Genomic DNA, 14,092 nt, shown 5'->3' on the forward strand with positions numbered 1-14,092 from the left:
CGGCATGCCTTCGATCGAGTCTCTGTGCCGTGTTCACGCGCTCCGACCGGACAGCGGCTCCGTGGGTACGACCGCCATCGACAAGAGGCCCGTCGAGGGTCCCGTGAAGATCGGCGAGTACGGCCTCTACGCCGATGTGCAGGCCGATCGCAAGCATCACGGAGGCCTCACGAAGGCCGTCTACGCGTACGCAGCGGAGGATGCCGAGCACTGGTCCGGCGTTCTGGGGCGCGAGATCGATGCCGGCCTGTTCGGCGAGAACCTGCGCACCCGCGGGGTCGACGTGTCGGGCGCGATCATCGGCGAGCGGTGGATGCTCGGGGCCGAGGTCGTTCTCGAAGTGACCTGCCCCCGAACCCCCTGCGCCACGTTCGGCCGCCGCATGGGGGAGCGCGGTTGGGTGAGGCGCTTCGCCGCGGAAGGCCGTCCCGGCGCCTACCTTCGGGTCGTCACACCGGGCGAGGTCGCGGCGGGCGACGAGGTTCGCGTCGTCGAGCGGCCCGACCACGGAGTCACGATCGCGTCGTGGTTCACCGAGCGCCGCTCGGCCGACGCCGTCGCCCTGCTCGCCGCCCACGAGAGCGGTCGGCATCCGCTCGTGCCGGAGATGCTCGACTCGCTCGACGTCGCGATCGCATCGAGCCGGTGACCCCGCGGCGCGCTACTCGGCGCGGGCCGCAGCCGCGAGCAGGGCGCCGATCTGGTCGAAGTCGTCGCGCACTCGGCCGGCCGTGATGCGGATGAACTGCTCGCCCGCGAGGGGCGCCGCGTAGAACGAGCTGCCCGCGGCGACCTTGATGCCCGACGCGGCCAGCGACAGGATCGCGGCCTTCTCGTCGCGAACCCGCAGCCAGGTGTTGATGCCATCGGAGGGGGAGTGCTCGGCGCCGCCCTGCACAAGCGCCTCGGAGAGCGCGCGCTGTCGGGCGTGGTAGACCCGCCTCGCCTCGGAGATCTGGGTGACGCTGGGAGACGCGGTCAGCAGCTGGTAGAGGATCGTCTGCAGCATGCGCGAGGTCCAGCCCGGGCCCACGATGCGCTTTGCGATCACCCGGTCGATGATGGCTGTGGGGCCGCCCAGGGCGCCGATGCGCAGGTCGGGGCCGTGCGACTTTGCGAAGCTGCGCACGTGCAGCGTGCGGTGCGGAAACCACTCTCCGAGGCTGAACGCCGGCCCGGTCGTGATCTCGCCCGAGTGGTCGTCCTCGATGATGACCGGGTCGCAGATGTGCGACTTCGAGCGGATGACCCGCGCCAGCTCGCGCGCACGCTCGGCCGTGAGCGACACCCCCGTGGGGTTCTGAGCCCGAGGCTGGATGATGATGGCCGTGGGATTGAGATCGAGTGCGGCCGAGAGCAGCTCGGGTCTCATGCCCTGCGAGTCGATGGCCACCGGGATCGCCTCCACGCCGAGCTGCTCCAGCAGGTCGAGGAACGCTGGGAATCCGGGGTCCTCGACCACGACCCTGTCGCCGTACCGCACGATCGCCTCGAGCGACCGACTGATCGCATCCAGCGCCCCGTCGAGAATCGTGAGGCTCGCCGGCACGAAGGGCCAGGATGCGCGCAGCTGCCTCTCGAGGTCGGGCAGCACGCGCATGTCGAGGTAGCTGGCCGTGTCGGCACGCGTCGGAACGTGGCCGAGCGCGAGCGCGAGATCGGGAAGGAGGAGGGGGTCGGGCGTGCCCGTCGAGAGGTCGAGTCGGGCGACGACGTGCGAACCCGCGAGCTCGCCGAAGTGCGGCGGCATCCAGGCGGTGGATGCCTCGAGCACGTAGCTGCCGGCGCGGCCGCGCGAGTTGATGAGCCCCACCTTCGACAGGGCCTGCCAGGCGTTGCTGACCGTGGCCGGGCTCACCCCGAGGGCGGCGGCGACATCGCGCACCGTCGGCAGTCGCTCGCCCGAGCGCAGCGCACCCCCGCGGATGAGCCGCGAGATCGCGGAGGCGATTCCCTCGGGCGTCTTCGCCTCGACGGCCTCGATGATGGTCTCGAGCACTGCGGTCGCCCTTTCTCGATGGACTGAACTCTTGACTTATTTACGCCGACGTCACAATCTGAAATCTAAGAGAAATGTTCAACCCCGACAATAACAAAACGGGACCTGAGCACACTGTGGCTGCGTCGCCTCCTCACGGCTGGCACGCTGCCCCGCTCCGCCCGGCTCGAACGCTTCAGCGAGAGGACGAATGCAATGACGGTAGTACGTGCGGCACTCACCCAGGCGACATGGACGGGTGACAAAGAGTCGATGATCGTTAAACACGAGCAGTTCGTGCGCGACGCGGCGGCCCAGGGCGTGCAGGTCATCTGCTTCCAGGAGCTGTTCTACGGGCCTTACTTCGGCATCATCCAGGATGCGAAGTACTACGACTACGCCGAGGCCGCAGACGGCCCGACGGTGCAGCGGTTCCAGGCACTCGCCAAGGAGCTCTCGATGGTCATTGTGCTGCCGATCTACGAGGAGGAGCAGCCGGGCGTTCTCTACAACACGGCCGTCGTCGTCGACGCCGACGGAACCGTGCTGGGCAAGTACCGCAAGCACCACATCCCGAACCTGCAGCAGTTCTGGGAGAAGTTCTACTTCCGCCCCGGCAACCTCGGCTACCCGGTCTTCGACACGGCCGTCGGCAAGGTCGGCGTCTACATCTGCTACGACCGCCACTTCCCCGAGGGATGGCGTGAACTCGGCCTGAACGGCGCGCAGATCGTGTTCAACCCGTCGGCCACGAAGCCCGGCCTGTCGAACCGCCTGTGGGAGCTCGAACAGCCCGCGGCGGCGGCGGCGAACCAGTACTACATCGGAGCGAACAACCGCATCGGCACCGAGACCGAGGAGTTCGGCGACGACGCGGTGACCTTCTACGGCAGCTCGTACTTCGTCGACCCGCGCGGCAACTTCGTCGGAGAGGTCGCTTCGACCGACACTGAGGAGATCGTCGTGCGCGACCTCGATCTCGAGGTGCTGCGCGAGGTGCGCAACTCCTGGCAGTTCTATCGCGATCGCCGTCCGGACTCCTACCTGGCGACGGTCGCACCGTAAGAAAAGGGGACATCATGGCAACGACGCTGATCACCGGGGGAACGGTCGTCTCATCGACCGGTCGCGCCCGCGCAGACGTGCTCATCGACGGCGAGACGATCGCCGCGGTACTCGAACCCGGCTCGGTGCTGCTCGGCACCGACCTCACCTCGGCCGTCGACACGGTCATCGACGCCACGGGCAAGTACGTGATCCCGGGCGGAATCGATGCGCACACGCACATGCAGATGCCGTTCGGCGGCACCGAGGCATCCGATACGTTCGAGACCGGAACCCGGGCCGCTGCCTGGGGAGGCACGACGACGATCGTCGACTTCGCCATCCAGTCGTATGGCGAGCGGGTGCAGGATGGCCTGGCGGCGTGGCACGAGAAGGCGGCCGGCAACTGCGCCATCGACTACGGATTCCACCAGATCATCGGAGACGTCAACGAGGAGTCGTTGCGGGCGATGGACGGCCTGCTCGACGAGGGTGTGTCGAGCTTCAAACTCTTCATGGCCTACCCGGGCGTGTTCCTGAGCAACGACGGGCAGATCCTGCAGGCGATGCAGAAGTCGGCGGCCACCGGCCTCATGACGATGATGCACGCCGAGAACGGGTCGGCCATCGACGTGTTCGCGCAGCAGCTCGTGAAAGACGGCTATACCGAGCCCTACTATCACGGTGTCTCCCGCCCGTGGCAGATGGAGGAGGAGGCCACGCACCGCGCGATCATGCTCGCCAATCTCACCGGCGCACCGCTCTACGTGGTTCACGTCTCCGCGAAGCAGGCCGTGGGCCAGATCGCCACAGCCCGCGACAACGGACAGAACGTCTACGGCGAGACCTGCCCGCAGTACCTCTACCTGTCGCTCGAAGACAATCTCGGGGCCGAGGGCTTCGAGGGCGCCAAGTGGGTCTGCTCCACGCCGCTGCGCTCCAAGCACGAGCACCACCAGGACCAGCTGTGGCAGGCGCTGCGCACCAACGACATCCAGATGGTCTCGACCGACCACTGCCCCTTCTGCATGAAGGGCCAGAAAGAGCTCGGTGTCGGCAACTTCACGAAGATCCCCAACGGCATCGGCTCGGTGGAGCACCGCATGGACCTGCTCTACCAGGGCGTGGTCAACGGCCACATCTCGCTCGAGCGGTGGGTCGAGATCACCTCGACGACGCCGGCGCGCATGTTCGGCATGTACGGCAAGAAGGGCGTCATCCAGCCCGGTGCCGACGCCGACATCCTCGTCTACGACCCCAACGGGCACACGTCGATCGGTTACGAGAAGACGCACCACATGAACCTCGACTACTCCGCGTACGAGGGCTATGAGATCGACGGCCACGTCGACACCGTGCTCTCGCGCGGAAAGGTCGTGGTCGACGACAACCAGTATCTCGGCGCCAAGGGCGACGGCAGATTCATCAAACGCGGCCTCTCGCAGTACCTCATCTAAAGGACCACGCATGGAATTCGGCGCAGTACTCCAGACCAACCCGCCCGCCTCTCGAACGGTGCACCTCGCGAAGCTCGCAGAGCAGCACGGCTTCGAATACGTGTGGACGTTCGACTCGCACCTGCTGTGGCAGGAGCCGTACGTCATCTACAGCCAGATCCTGAACGAGACCCATCGTGTGAAGGTGGGGCCCATGGTCACGAACCCGGCCACGCGCGACTGGACAGTGACGGCCTCTCTCTACGCCACGCTCAACGAGATGTACGGCAACCGCACCATCATGGGCATCGGCCGCGGCGACTCGGCGGTGCGCGTCACGAACGGCGCCCCGACGACGCTCAAGTCGCTGCGCGAGTCGATCCACGTCATCCGAGAGCTGGCGAACTCGCGGCCCGTCGAGTACAACGGCGCCGAGCTGCGGTTCCCGTGGAGCGTCGGCAGCGAACTGGATGTCTGGGTCGCCGCATACGGTCCGCTCGCGTTGAAACTCACGGGCGAGGTGGGAGACGGCTTCATCCTGCAGCTGGCCGACCTCGATATCGCCGAGTGGATGATCAAGACGGTGCGCGCCGCTGCCGAGAACGTGGGACGCGACCCCGACTCGATCGCCTTCTGCGTCGCCGCCCCGATGTACATCGGCGACGATTGGGAGCACATGCGCGACCAGTGCCGCTGGTTCGGCGGAATGGTGGGCAATCACGTGGCCGACATCGTGTCGAAGTACGGTGCCGACTCGTCGGTTCCGACCGCGCTCACCGACTACATCAAAGACCGCGAGGGCTACGACTACAACGAGCACGGCCGCGCAGGCAACAGCCACACGGCGTTCGTGCCCGACGAGATCGTCGACCGCTTCTGCCTGCTGGGCACGGCCGACGACCACATCGAGAAGCTGAAGAAGCTGAAGGACATCGGTGTGACCCAGTTCGCCGGCTACCTGCAGCACGACAACAAGGAGGAGACCCTCCGCGTGTACGGCGAGACGGTGATCCCCGCGCTCAAAGAGCACATCACGGCCAAGGCATGACCCGAACCGGCTCGCCCCTCGGCCGCCGCGTACTCCTCGGGGTGCTCGGAGTCGTCGTGCTGGCCGCCGTCTGGGAGCTCTACAAGGCACTCGGCCCGGCGACCGGGGTGATGATCGGCGACCTCACCGTGCTTCCCCGCACGAGCGACCTCGCGATGCCGCACGTGTGGGACATGGTCGCCCGGCTGTTCCGTCCGGTGCGCTCGGCCGGTGACGACGAGATGATGTGGCAGGCCGTGCTCGAGGCATCGTTCTTCAGCCTGGGCGTGGCGGCGGTGGGCTGGCTCGTCGGCGTGGGCGTAGGCATGCTGCTCGCGATCCTCATGCAGCGCTTCCGCACCGCCGAGTCGGCCCTGCTTCCGTGGATCGTGCTCAGCCAGACGGTTCCGCTCATCGCCATCGCCCCGCTGGTCAAGCGCTGGGGCTCGCAGATCGAGATCGGCGAATTCAGCTGGGAGAACTGGATGTCGGTGGCGCTCATCGCCTCGTACCTCGCGTTCTTCCCCGTCTCGATCGGAGCCCTCCGCGGGCTCGAGTCGCCCGACGTGAACCACGTCGAACTCATGCGCACCTATTCGGTGGGCTGGTGGGCCACGCTCATCAGGCTCCGACTGCCGGCCAGCGTGCCCTACCTTCTTCCCGCCCTGCGTCTCGCGGCCGCCAACGCGGTCATCGGCACGGTCGTCGCCGAGGTCTCCATCGGCCTGCGCGGCGGCATCGGCCGCATGATCGTGGAGTACGCCGCGGCAGCCGGGGGAGACCCCGCCAAGCCGTGGGCGCCCATCTTCGGGGCCGTCGTCGTCGGCCTCCTGGCCGCGGGGGTGGTGGCCCTGATCGGCCTCGCCCTCACCCGTTACCGTCGAGGAGAAACCCCCGCATGAGCACCGAACCCGCAGCATCCGGCCAGACTGTCGCCCAGGGCCAGCCCGTCGCATCCGCCCGGCCCGCCGCCGTCTCAGTCGCGGGCGTGGGCAAGGTCTTCGCGTCGCGCAAGGGCACGGATGTGACGGCGCTCGAGGCCGTCGACCTCACGATCGCGCCGGGCGAGTTCGTGTCGCTCATCGGACCGTCGGGTTGCGGCAAGTCGACGCTGCTGCGCCTCATCGCCGACCTCGACACCCCCACGAGCGGATCGATAGAGGTGTTCGGCAAGACCGCGAGGCAGGCCCGCATCGACCAGGCCTACGGCATCGCCTTCCAGCAGGCGGGCCTGCTGCCGTGGCGCACCGTTCGCGCGAACATCGAGCTGCCGCTCGAGCTGCACAAGGTGGGCAAGGCCGATCGCGCGGCACGTTCGTCGGAGCTTCTCGCCCTCGTCGGTCTCTCCGACTTCGCCGACAAGTACCCCGACCAGCTGTCGGGCGGTATGCAGCAGCGGGTGGCGATCGCCCGCTCGCTCGCCGAGAGCCCGGGGCTCCTCTTGATGGACGAACCGTTCGGGGCCCTCGACGAGATGACCCGCGAGCGCATGCAGACCGAGCTCGTGCGCATCTGCGCCGAGACCGGCGCCGCCGTCGTCTTCGTCACGCACTCCATTCCCGAGGCGGTCTTCCTCTCGAACAGGGTCGTCGTGATGTCGCCCCGGCCGGGCCGCATCCGCGACATCATCGCCGTCGACCTGGGACGCGCCGAGGGGCGCGACGAGGGGCTGCGCGAGGCGGACGGCTTCTTCGAGGCCGTGGTGGCCGTGCGCGAGAGCCTGCATGGCGAGTCCGCGGGCGCGCCGGCAGCGCGAGGGGTCGACATCCGATGAAGCAGTCAGCGTCGCTGCCGCGCACGATCCTCGCGCCCGTCCTCCTCGGGGTGCTGGCTGTCGCCCTCTGGCAGCTCGCCGTGGTCGCCCTCGAGATCAAGCCGTTCGTGCTGCCCTCGCCGGTGTCGATCGCGACCGAGTTCTCCTCGAGCGTGTCGAGCGTCTGGACGTCGAGCCTCGTGACGGGGGCGAACGCGCTCATCGGACTCCTGATCGGCGCGATCGTGGGCATCGTCGCCGCGATCATCGCCACCGTGCTTCCGATCACCGACGAACTGAGCGCGCCGCTGGTCGCCGCGGCATCCGTCATACCGATCGTCGCCCTCGCCCCCGTGCTGTACACGATGTTCGGCGCAGACAAAGAGACGGCGAGGCAGCTCGTGGCGGCGCTCGCGGTCTTCATTCCCGTGTACCTCAACACGCTGCGGGGGCTGCGCCAGGCCAGGCCGGTGCACCGCGACCTCATGCGGGCGTACGGAGCCTCGTCGTGGCAGGCCACGCGGGCGGTCACCCTGCCGGGCGCCGTTCCGTTCCTCTTCATCGGGCTGCGGATCGCCTCGAGCCTCGCAGTGATCTCGGCGCTCATCGGCGAATACTTCGGCGGTCCCATCGGAGGACTCGGCAAGTCGATCACCTCGGCGGCGGCCTCGAGTAACTACTCGCTCGCCTATGCCTACGTTCTCGGCGCGATCATCCTCGGCCTGGTCTTCTACGTCGTGACCCTCGGTCTCGAGAAGATCGTGTCGCCGCACCGGGCCCCGTCGACGGGCCCCTGACGACGTCCGCCGATCCCGGCGGCCTTGCACCATTCACCGCACCACCACAGGAGGAACAATGAAACACAGCAAACGCCTCATTGTCACCGGCGCCATCGCGGCCGTCTCGGCGCTCGCGCTGGCGGGCTGCAGCTCGAGCGGCTCCGACGACTCCACCGATTCGGCGAGCGGAGAACTCACCCCGGTGACCCTGCAGCTGCAGTGGTTCGCCCAGGCGCAGTTCGCGGGCTACTACGCCGCCCTCGACCAGGGCTACTACGAAGACGAGGGGCTCGACGTGACGATCCTCGAGGGCGGCGCCGACATCGTTCCGCAGGACGTGCTCTCGGGCGGCGACGCCGACTACGCCATCTCGTGGGTACCGAAGGTTCTCGGCTCCATCGAACAGGGCGCCGAGATCACCGACGTCGCGCAGATCTTCGAGCGCAGCGCCACCACGCAGATCTCGATGAAGGACAAGAACATCACGACCGCGGCCGACCTGGCCGGCAAGAAGGTCGGCAGCTGGGGCTACGGCAACGAGTGGGAGCTCTTCGCCGGCATGCAGAAGGCCGGGGTCGCCACCGACGACATCTCGCTCGTGCAGCAGGCGTTCGACATGAACGGCTTCCTCGCCGGTGACATCGATGCGGCGCAGGCCATGACCTACAACGAGTACGCCCAGGTGCTCGAGTCGGTGAACCCGGCGACGGGCGAGCTCTTCACGCCCGACGACCTCAACGTCATCGACTGGAACGACGAGGGCACGGCCATGCTGCAGGACGCGATCTGGGCCGACTCGGCCAAGCTCGCCGACGACGACGCCTACGCCGACCAGACCGTCAAGTTCATCAAGGCCTCGATCAAGGGCTGGATCTACGCGAAGGACAACCCCGAAGAGGCCGCGGGCATCGTGACCGCTGCCGGCTCCACGCTCGGCGAGAGCCACCAGCTGTGGATGACCAACGAGGTCAACAAGCTGATCTGGCCGTCGACATCCGGCGGAATCGGCATGATCGACGAGGCGGCGTGGAAGCAGACGGTCGACATCGCCATGGGCACCAAGAACGAGACCGGCGCCACCGTCATCTCGGAGGAGCCCCCGGCGACCGCCTACTCGAACGACTACGTCACGAAGGCTCTCGACGAGCTGAAGGACGAAGGGGTCGACGTCGAAGGCGCCGACTTCACGCCCATCGAGGTCACCCTCAAGGCGGGTGGCGAGTAACACCAGCGTCACCATCACCATCGTTCCCTGAGCCTGTCGAAGGGAGCCTGTCGAAGGTCTTCCCTTCGACGGGCTCGGGGAACGCAACACAGAAAGAACAGGCACCACACGTGATTCCCACATCAGACGACGGCAAGCGCGCGTACGACCTCGACCGGGCCTACGTGTTCCACTCCTGGTCGGCGCAGGCCGCCCTCGATCCCATGGTCATCGCCGGGGGCTCGGGCACGACCGTCTGGGATCACGACGGCAACGAATTCCTCGACTTCTCGAGCCAGCTCGTCAACGTGAACATCGGCCACCAGCATCCGGCCGTGCGCGACGCGATCAAGGCCCAGGCCGACGTTCTCACCACCGTCGCGCCCGCCCACGCCAACCTCGCCCGCGGCGAGGCGGCCCGGCGCATCCTCGATCGCGCCGGCTCCGGCTTCGGCAAGGTCTTCTTCACCAACGGCGGTGCGGATGCGAACGAGAACGCGATCCGCATGGCCCGGCTCTACACGGGGCGCGACAAGGTGCTGTCCACGTATCGCTCGTACCACGGCAACACCGGCGCGGCCGTGGTCGCGACGGGGGATTGGCGTCGCGTTCCGAACGAATACGCCCGCGGACACGTGCACTTCTTCGGGCCGTTCTCGTATCGCTCGGAGTTCTGGAGCGACAGCGTCGTCGAGGAGGGCGAGCGGGCCCTGCACCACCTGCGCCGCGTCATCCAGAGCGAGGGCGCGTCGTCGATCGCCGCGATCCTCATCGAGACCATCCCGGGCACGGCCGGCGTGCTCGTGCCGCCGCCCGGCTACCTGGCGGGGGTGCGCGCACTCGCCGACGAGTTCGGCATCGTGCTGATCTTCGACGAGGTGATGGCCGGCTTCGGCCGCACGGGCGACTGGTTCGCGTTCCAGTCGCTTGCCGATGAGGGCGGCGACATCGTCGTGCCCGACCTCATCACCTTCGCCAAGGGCGTCAACTCGGGGTACGTGCCCGTGGGCGGCGTCGTCATCTCGCCGTCGATCGCTGCGGCGTTCGACGAGTCGGTCTTTCCGGGCGGACTCACGTACTCGGGGCATCCGTTGGCGATGGCCTCGATCGTCGGTGCGCTCGACGCCATGGAGAGCGAGGGCATCGTGGCCAACGCGAAGCGCGTGGGGGCGGATGTCATCGGGCCGGGCCTGCGGGCGCTGCAGGCCAAGCATCCATCGATCATCGGAGAGGTGCGGGGTCTCGGTGTCTTCTGGGCGCTCGACCTGGTAGCCGACCCGCAGACGCACGAGCCGGTCGCCCCCTCGGTGATCGCGGCGCTGAAGAAGTCGCTGCTCTCGCTGGGGCTCCTGCCGTTCTTCGCCGACAACAGGCTGCACGTCGTGCCGCCCTGCGTCGTCACCGACGACGAGGTCGCCCGGGCGCTCGAAATCTACGACCGCGCGTTCTCGAGCCTCTGACGAGGTCGGTGCAGCGGAGGCTCAGGGCCTGCCGCTGCACCGTCGACGTCAGCGCGTGGGCTGGGGTCGGTAGCCATCCCGTACGACGGTCACGATACTGGCGGCGACGCCTGCGAGTGCGAGAAGAGAGAATGAGACGAGTGCGATGATCATGGTTCCTGTCCTTTCCGGGATGAGTGATGTTGTCTCAACTCTGGCCTCGCCAACCATGTATCACAAGTGAATTGTTCTTTGCTCACTGTGTAGTTCAGATTCCGTGATCTAGACTGCTGATCATGGACGTCGGACGACTGAATCTGTTGCGCGAACTCGCCGAGCGAGGGAGCATCACCGAGGTGGCCAAGGCCACCCATCGCACCGCGTCGGGCATCTCTCAGCAGCTGCGCAAGCTCGAGTCCGAGGCGGGCCTGCCGCTCACCGAGAAGGTCGGTCGCGGCATCGCGCTGACCGACGCGGGCAGGGCCCTGGCTCGCAGTGCCACCGACGTCGCCATCGCGCTCGAGAAGGCCGAGGCGGTGTGGGACGAGTTCCGCAACGACCCCACGGGCACGGTGTCGCTCGCGACGTTCCCGACGGCGGGGCAGATGCTGCTGCCGGGCATGCTCAAGCGCGTGGCGGAGACCGGCGGGCTCACGGTGCACTGCTCCGACCGCGACCCGGAGTCCGAGGGCTTCCCGTCGCTCACCAGCGACTTCGACATCGTGCTGGCCCACTCGCCGAAGCCCGCGGCCTTCTGGAACGACAAGAACCTCCTCGCCATCCCGCTCATGACCGAGCCGCTCGACATCGCGCTTCCGCCGGGGCACCGTCTGGCCGACAAGGACTTCCTCGTGCCGAGCGACCTGATCGGCGAACAGTGGATCGGCGTGCCCTGGGGCTACCCGTTCGAACGCACGCTCAACGACATCTTCGAGGCCGCCGGGGTTCCGGTGAACTTCTTCCAGAGATTCGGCGACACCCGTGTGACCGAGGCCCTCGTGGCCGCCGGCCTCGGCGTCGCCGTGCTGCCCTGCTACACGGCCGCGGGCGCCTACCGCGACCGCATCGTGCTGAAGAACCTGCAGGGTGTCGTCGCCGAGCGGCACATCGCCATCCTCATGCGCCCCGACAGGGCCGAACGCCTGGCCGTGCGCACCGTGGTGGATGCGCTGCGCGCCGAGGCGGCCGCCGTGGTCGAGGCGAACAAGCACCGCAACCCGCCGGCCGCCTAGCGGTCGTCGTCAGTTCTTCGGGGTGGCCCTGCGCAGGATGAAGTACCCGGTGATTGCTGCGACGACCGTCGGCACGAGGCTCCACGCGATCACGCCCGAGGGTCCGTTCGCGTCGAACCAGGCGCCCACGGCCGGCCAGCTGCTCGTGAACGACACCAGCGCGATGCCGGCGATCAGTACGAGGCCGAGGGTTCCGAACAGCGCCAGCATGCCGTTGTTGCGCCAGCGCTGGTAGATGGTCGCGATCGCGGCGCCGACGAAGTAGAAGAACAGGTATGTCGCGAAGTAGAGCCCGAAGCGCTCGATCCACGACGCATCCGCGCCGCCGAAGTAGAAGCTGGCGAACATCGTGCCGCCGAGCCCCCATCCGTCGGTCGCGACCTCGATGGCGGCCAGGATCGTGAGTCCCGCGCTGTAGACCGCTGAAAGGGTGATGAAGGTCAGCGCGCTGCCCAGCCAGAAGTCGCGGCGGGTCACGCTGAAGCCGAGAGCGAAGGGGAAGGTGTAGGCCACTGCCTGGATGCCCAGCACCAGCATGTACACGAAGATGTAGAACAGGGCCCCGGAGTACGAGATGCCGTCGCGCGCGTCGGCCCTGTCGGACTCGTTCGTCACCGATGCGAAGATGATCCACCAGATCGTGAGGTTGACGATGAAGATGCCGCCCATGATCATCCACGGCACCGCGAAGACGCTGTAGCGGTTCACGAGGTGCAGGCGCACGACGGCGAGGATGCGGTTGCCCGCGTCATGCCCGTCGGCCAGCGGCTCTGTCGGTGCGGTTCGAGTGACGGTGCTCATGCGCTCTGCTCCAATGCTGTCTCGGTCTGGGTGCTGCCGGTGAGGCGCACGACCAGCTGCTGGAGGGACACGGGCGAGAGTTCGAGGCCCATCTCCGCGGCGCGTACGCGATCCTGGGGTGAGAGTCGGCCCACGGTGACCGATGCGAGCCCGCCGAGCCCGTCTCGGTGCAGCACCTCGCGGTCGGCGACGAAGGCGTCCACTCCCTGCCGGGTGCCGACCACGGTGGTGGCCGAGCCGCGGAGGGTCTCCGCGTCGTCGTCGATGAGCAGCCTTCCCTCGTCGATCACGAGAACGTGCTCGAGCAGGTTGCTGACCTCGTCGATGAGGTGCGTCGAAAGGATGACGGTACGCGGGTGGTCGCCGTAGTCCTCGAGGAGCCGATCGTAGAAGATCTGCCGGGCCACGGCATCCAGACCCAGGTAGGGCTCGTCGAAGAACGTGAGCGGGGCGCGGGATGCGAGCCCGACGATCACGCCGATGGCCGACAGTTGGCCGCGCGACAGCTTCTTGATGCGCCGGTTGAGGGGGAGTCGGAAATCGGCGATCAGACGGTCGGCGAAGGCGGCGTCCCAGTTCGGGAAGAACCAGGGCGCGCTGGTGAAGACGTGCCGTGGCTTGAACTCGTCGGGGTAGCGCTGGCTCTCCTTGATGAAGCACACGTTCTTCAGCACGCCGGAGTTCTCGACCGGGTCCTCGCCGAAGACGCGGATCTCGCCGCGGGTGGCGAAGTCCTGGCCGGTGAGCAACTGCATCAGCGTGGTCTTGCCGGCTCCGTTGCGTCCGAGCAGGCCGTGGATCGTGTTCTTCTGCACGCTGAAGCTGATGTCGTCGACGGCTGTCGTGTCGCCGAATCGGCGGGTGAGGTGGGATGCCTCGACTACTGCACTCATGCGGTGCCTTCCTTTCTGATCATGTCGATCACCTGCGTCTTGTCGATGCCGAGCTTCTCTGCCTCGACGATCAGGGGCGCGATGAATTCGTTCTGGAATCGGTCGCGGCGCTTGGCCACCAGGCGTTCACGCGCGCCGGACGCCACGAACATGCCGATGCCGCGCTTCTTGTAGAGGATTCCGTCGTCGACGAGCACGTTGACTCCCTTGCCTGCGGTTGCGGGGTTGATGCGGTGGAATGCGGCGAACTCGTTCGTCGACGGAACCTGCGTCTCTTCGGGCAGGGCGCCGGCGAGGATGTCGTTCTCGATCAGCTCGGCGATCTGGACGAAGATCGGCCGGGAGTCATCCACGACACTTTCCCTTCGTTGGTTCATTACTCATGTAACTAACCAACCAGCCACGCGTCCGAATGTCAAGACCCCGTTCTGCGCCGGATGGTCCTATGGATGTCAAGTGGTGATGTGGGGTGTTCGGAGGTCGGTGGTGAGGTCGTGGAAGATGCG

General features: G+C 67.2%; 14 protein-coding genes. 10 read left to right on the forward strand and 4 right to left on the reverse strand.

Features of this window, described 5'->3' with window-relative positions; all coding sequences use genetic code 11:
* Positions 1 to 4 precede the first annotated feature (4 nt).
* The gene (locus QCD70_RS16590; RefSeq protein ID WP_301218344.1) at positions 5 to 649 is read left to right on the forward strand and encodes an MOSC domain-containing protein; all 645 of its coding nucleotides are present in this window, start codon (positions 5 to 7) and stop codon (positions 647 to 649) included.
* Positions 650 to 661: 12 nt separating this feature from the next.
* Here the strand turns inward: QCD70_RS16590 and QCD70_RS16595 are convergent, their stop codons facing one another.
* A complete protein-coding gene (locus QCD70_RS16595; RefSeq protein WP_301218345.1) occupies positions 662 to 1,999 on the reverse strand; it encodes an aminotransferase class I/II-fold pyridoxal phosphate-dependent enzyme in 1,338 nt (445 codons plus the stop codon).
* A gap of 195 nt (positions 2,000 to 2,194) precedes the next feature.
* Here QCD70_RS16595 and QCD70_RS16600 point away from each other — a divergent pair, with 195 nt between their 5' ends.
* The 9 genes from QCD70_RS16600 to QCD70_RS16640 all read left to right on the forward strand — a co-directional run bounded on the left by QCD70_RS16600 (position 2,195) and on the right by QCD70_RS16640 (position 11,892).
* Positions 2,195 to 3,043 (forward strand): nitrilase-related carbon-nitrogen hydrolase, encoded by an 849-nt coding sequence (locus tag QCD70_RS16600; RefSeq protein WP_301218346.1) that lies wholly within the window; start codon positions 2,195 to 2,197, stop codon positions 3,041 to 3,043.
* Between the two features lie 14 nt (positions 3,044 to 3,057).
* Positions 3,058 to 4,479, forward strand: coding sequence for a dihydropyrimidinase (gene hydA / locus QCD70_RS16605; protein ID WP_301218348.1), 1,422 nt, complete (start codon positions 3,058 to 3,060; stop codon positions 4,477 to 4,479).
* A gap of 10 nt (positions 4,480 to 4,489) precedes the next feature.
* A complete protein-coding gene (locus tag QCD70_RS16610; RefSeq protein ID WP_055931293.1) occupies positions 4,490 to 5,506 on the forward strand; it encodes a TIGR03842 family LLM class F420-dependent oxidoreductase in 1,017 nt (338 codons plus the stop codon).
* Positions 5,503 to 6,387, forward strand: a complete 885-nt coding sequence (locus QCD70_RS16615; protein ID WP_301218351.1) for an ABC transporter permease — start codon at positions 5,503 to 5,505, stop codon at positions 6,385 to 6,387. The genes QCD70_RS16610 and QCD70_RS16615 overlap by 4 nt, the downstream gene beginning before the upstream one ends.
* On the forward strand, positions 6,384 to 7,259 hold the full coding sequence (locus QCD70_RS16620) for an ABC transporter ATP-binding protein (RefSeq protein ID WP_301218353.1): 876 nt from the start codon (positions 6,384 to 6,386) through the stop codon (positions 7,257 to 7,259). The genes QCD70_RS16615 and QCD70_RS16620 overlap by 4 nt, the downstream gene beginning before the upstream one ends.
* Positions 7,256 to 8,035: an ABC transporter permease gene (locus tag QCD70_RS16625; protein ID WP_055931302.1), complete on the forward strand. Its 780-nt coding sequence runs from the start codon at positions 7,256 to 7,258 to the stop codon at positions 8,033 to 8,035. Before QCD70_RS16620 ends, QCD70_RS16625 begins: the two co-directional genes overlap by 4 nt.
* 58 nt (positions 8,036 to 8,093) lie before the next feature.
* The gene (locus QCD70_RS16630) at positions 8,094 to 9,242 is read left to right on the forward strand and encodes an ABC transporter substrate-binding protein (protein WP_301218356.1); all 1,149 of its coding nucleotides are present in this window, start codon (positions 8,094 to 8,096) and stop codon (positions 9,240 to 9,242) included.
* Positions 9,243 to 9,355: 113 nt separating this feature from the next.
* Positions 9,356 to 10,681 (forward strand): aspartate aminotransferase family protein, encoded by a 1,326-nt coding sequence (locus tag QCD70_RS16635; protein ID WP_441004953.1) that lies wholly within the window; start codon positions 9,356 to 9,358, stop codon positions 10,679 to 10,681.
* A gap of 275 nt (positions 10,682 to 10,956) precedes the next feature.
* Entirely contained in the window at positions 10,957 to 11,892 is a 936-nt protein-coding gene (locus tag QCD70_RS16640) for a LysR family transcriptional regulator (RefSeq protein ID WP_301218360.1), read from the forward strand.
* Between the two features lie 9 nt (positions 11,893 to 11,901).
* Here QCD70_RS16640 and QCD70_RS16645 read toward each other — a convergent pair whose 3' ends face one another.
* The 3 genes from QCD70_RS16645 to QCD70_RS16655 are packed head-to-tail and all read right to left on the reverse strand — an operon-like array spanning position 11,902 to position 13,963.
* Complete coding sequence (locus QCD70_RS16645; RefSeq protein WP_301218362.1) at positions 11,902 to 12,693, reverse strand: hypothetical protein; 792 nt, start codon at positions 12,691 to 12,693, stop codon at positions 11,902 to 11,904.
* Positions 12,690 to 13,586, reverse strand: coding sequence for an ABC transporter ATP-binding protein (locus QCD70_RS16650; protein ID WP_301218364.1), 897 nt, complete (start codon positions 13,584 to 13,586; stop codon positions 12,690 to 12,692). The genes QCD70_RS16645 and QCD70_RS16650 overlap by 4 nt, the downstream gene beginning before the upstream one ends.
* Entirely contained in the window at positions 13,583 to 13,963 is a 381-nt protein-coding gene (locus tag QCD70_RS16655; protein WP_301218366.1) for a GntR family transcriptional regulator, read from the reverse strand. Before QCD70_RS16655 ends, QCD70_RS16650 begins: the two co-directional genes overlap by 4 nt.
* Positions 13,964 to 14,092 lie beyond the last annotated feature (129 nt).

The sequence above is a fragment of the Agreia sp. PsM10 genome, assembly GCF_030433855.1.
Classification (GTDB): Bacteria; Actinomycetota; Actinomycetes; order Actinomycetales; family Microbacteriaceae; genus Agreia.

Excerpts from the sequence above, each read along its gene's own strand:
- QCD70_RS16610 (WP_055931293.1), top strand. The coding sequence starts at position 4,490 with ATGGAATTCGGCGCAGTACTCCAGACCAACCCGCCCGCCTCTCGAACG.
- QCD70_RS16630 (WP_301218356.1), top strand. The coding sequence starts at position 8,094 with ATGAAACACAGCAAACGCCTCATTGTCACCGGCGCCATCGCGGCCGTC.
- QCD70_RS16600 (WP_301218346.1), top strand. The coding sequence starts at position 2,195 with ATGACGGTAGTACGTGCGGCACTCACCCAGGCGACATGGACGGGTGAC.
- QCD70_RS16625 (WP_055931302.1), top strand. The coding sequence starts at position 7,256 with ATGAAGCAGTCAGCGTCGCTGCCGCGCACGATCCTCGCGCCCGTCCTC.
- QCD70_RS16650 (WP_301218364.1), bottom strand. The coding sequence starts at position 13,586 with ATGAGTGCAGTAGTCGAGGCATCCCACCTCACCCGCCGATTCGGCGAC.
- QCD70_RS16645 (WP_301218362.1), bottom strand. The coding sequence starts at position 12,693 with ATGAGCACCGTCACTCGAACCGCACCGACAGAGCCGCTGGCCGACGGG.
- QCD70_RS16640 (WP_301218360.1), top strand. The coding sequence starts at position 10,957 with ATGGACGTCGGACGACTGAATCTGTTGCGCGAACTCGCCGAGCGAGGG.
- QCD70_RS16590 (WP_301218344.1), top strand. The coding sequence starts at position 5 with ATGCCTTCGATCGAGTCTCTGTGCCGTGTTCACGCGCTCCGACCGGAC.
- QCD70_RS16655 (WP_301218366.1), bottom strand. The coding sequence starts at position 13,963 with ATGAACCAACGAAGGGAAAGTGTCGTGGATGACTCCCGGCCGATCTTC.
- QCD70_RS16620 (WP_301218353.1), top strand. The coding sequence starts at position 6,384 with ATGAGCACCGAACCCGCAGCATCCGGCCAGACTGTCGCCCAGGGCCAG.
- hydA (WP_301218348.1), top strand. The coding sequence starts at position 3,058 with ATGGCAACGACGCTGATCACCGGGGGAACGGTCGTCTCATCGACCGGT.
- QCD70_RS16615 (WP_301218351.1), top strand. The coding sequence starts at position 5,503 with ATGACCCGAACCGGCTCGCCCCTCGGCCGCCGCGTACTCCTCGGGGTG.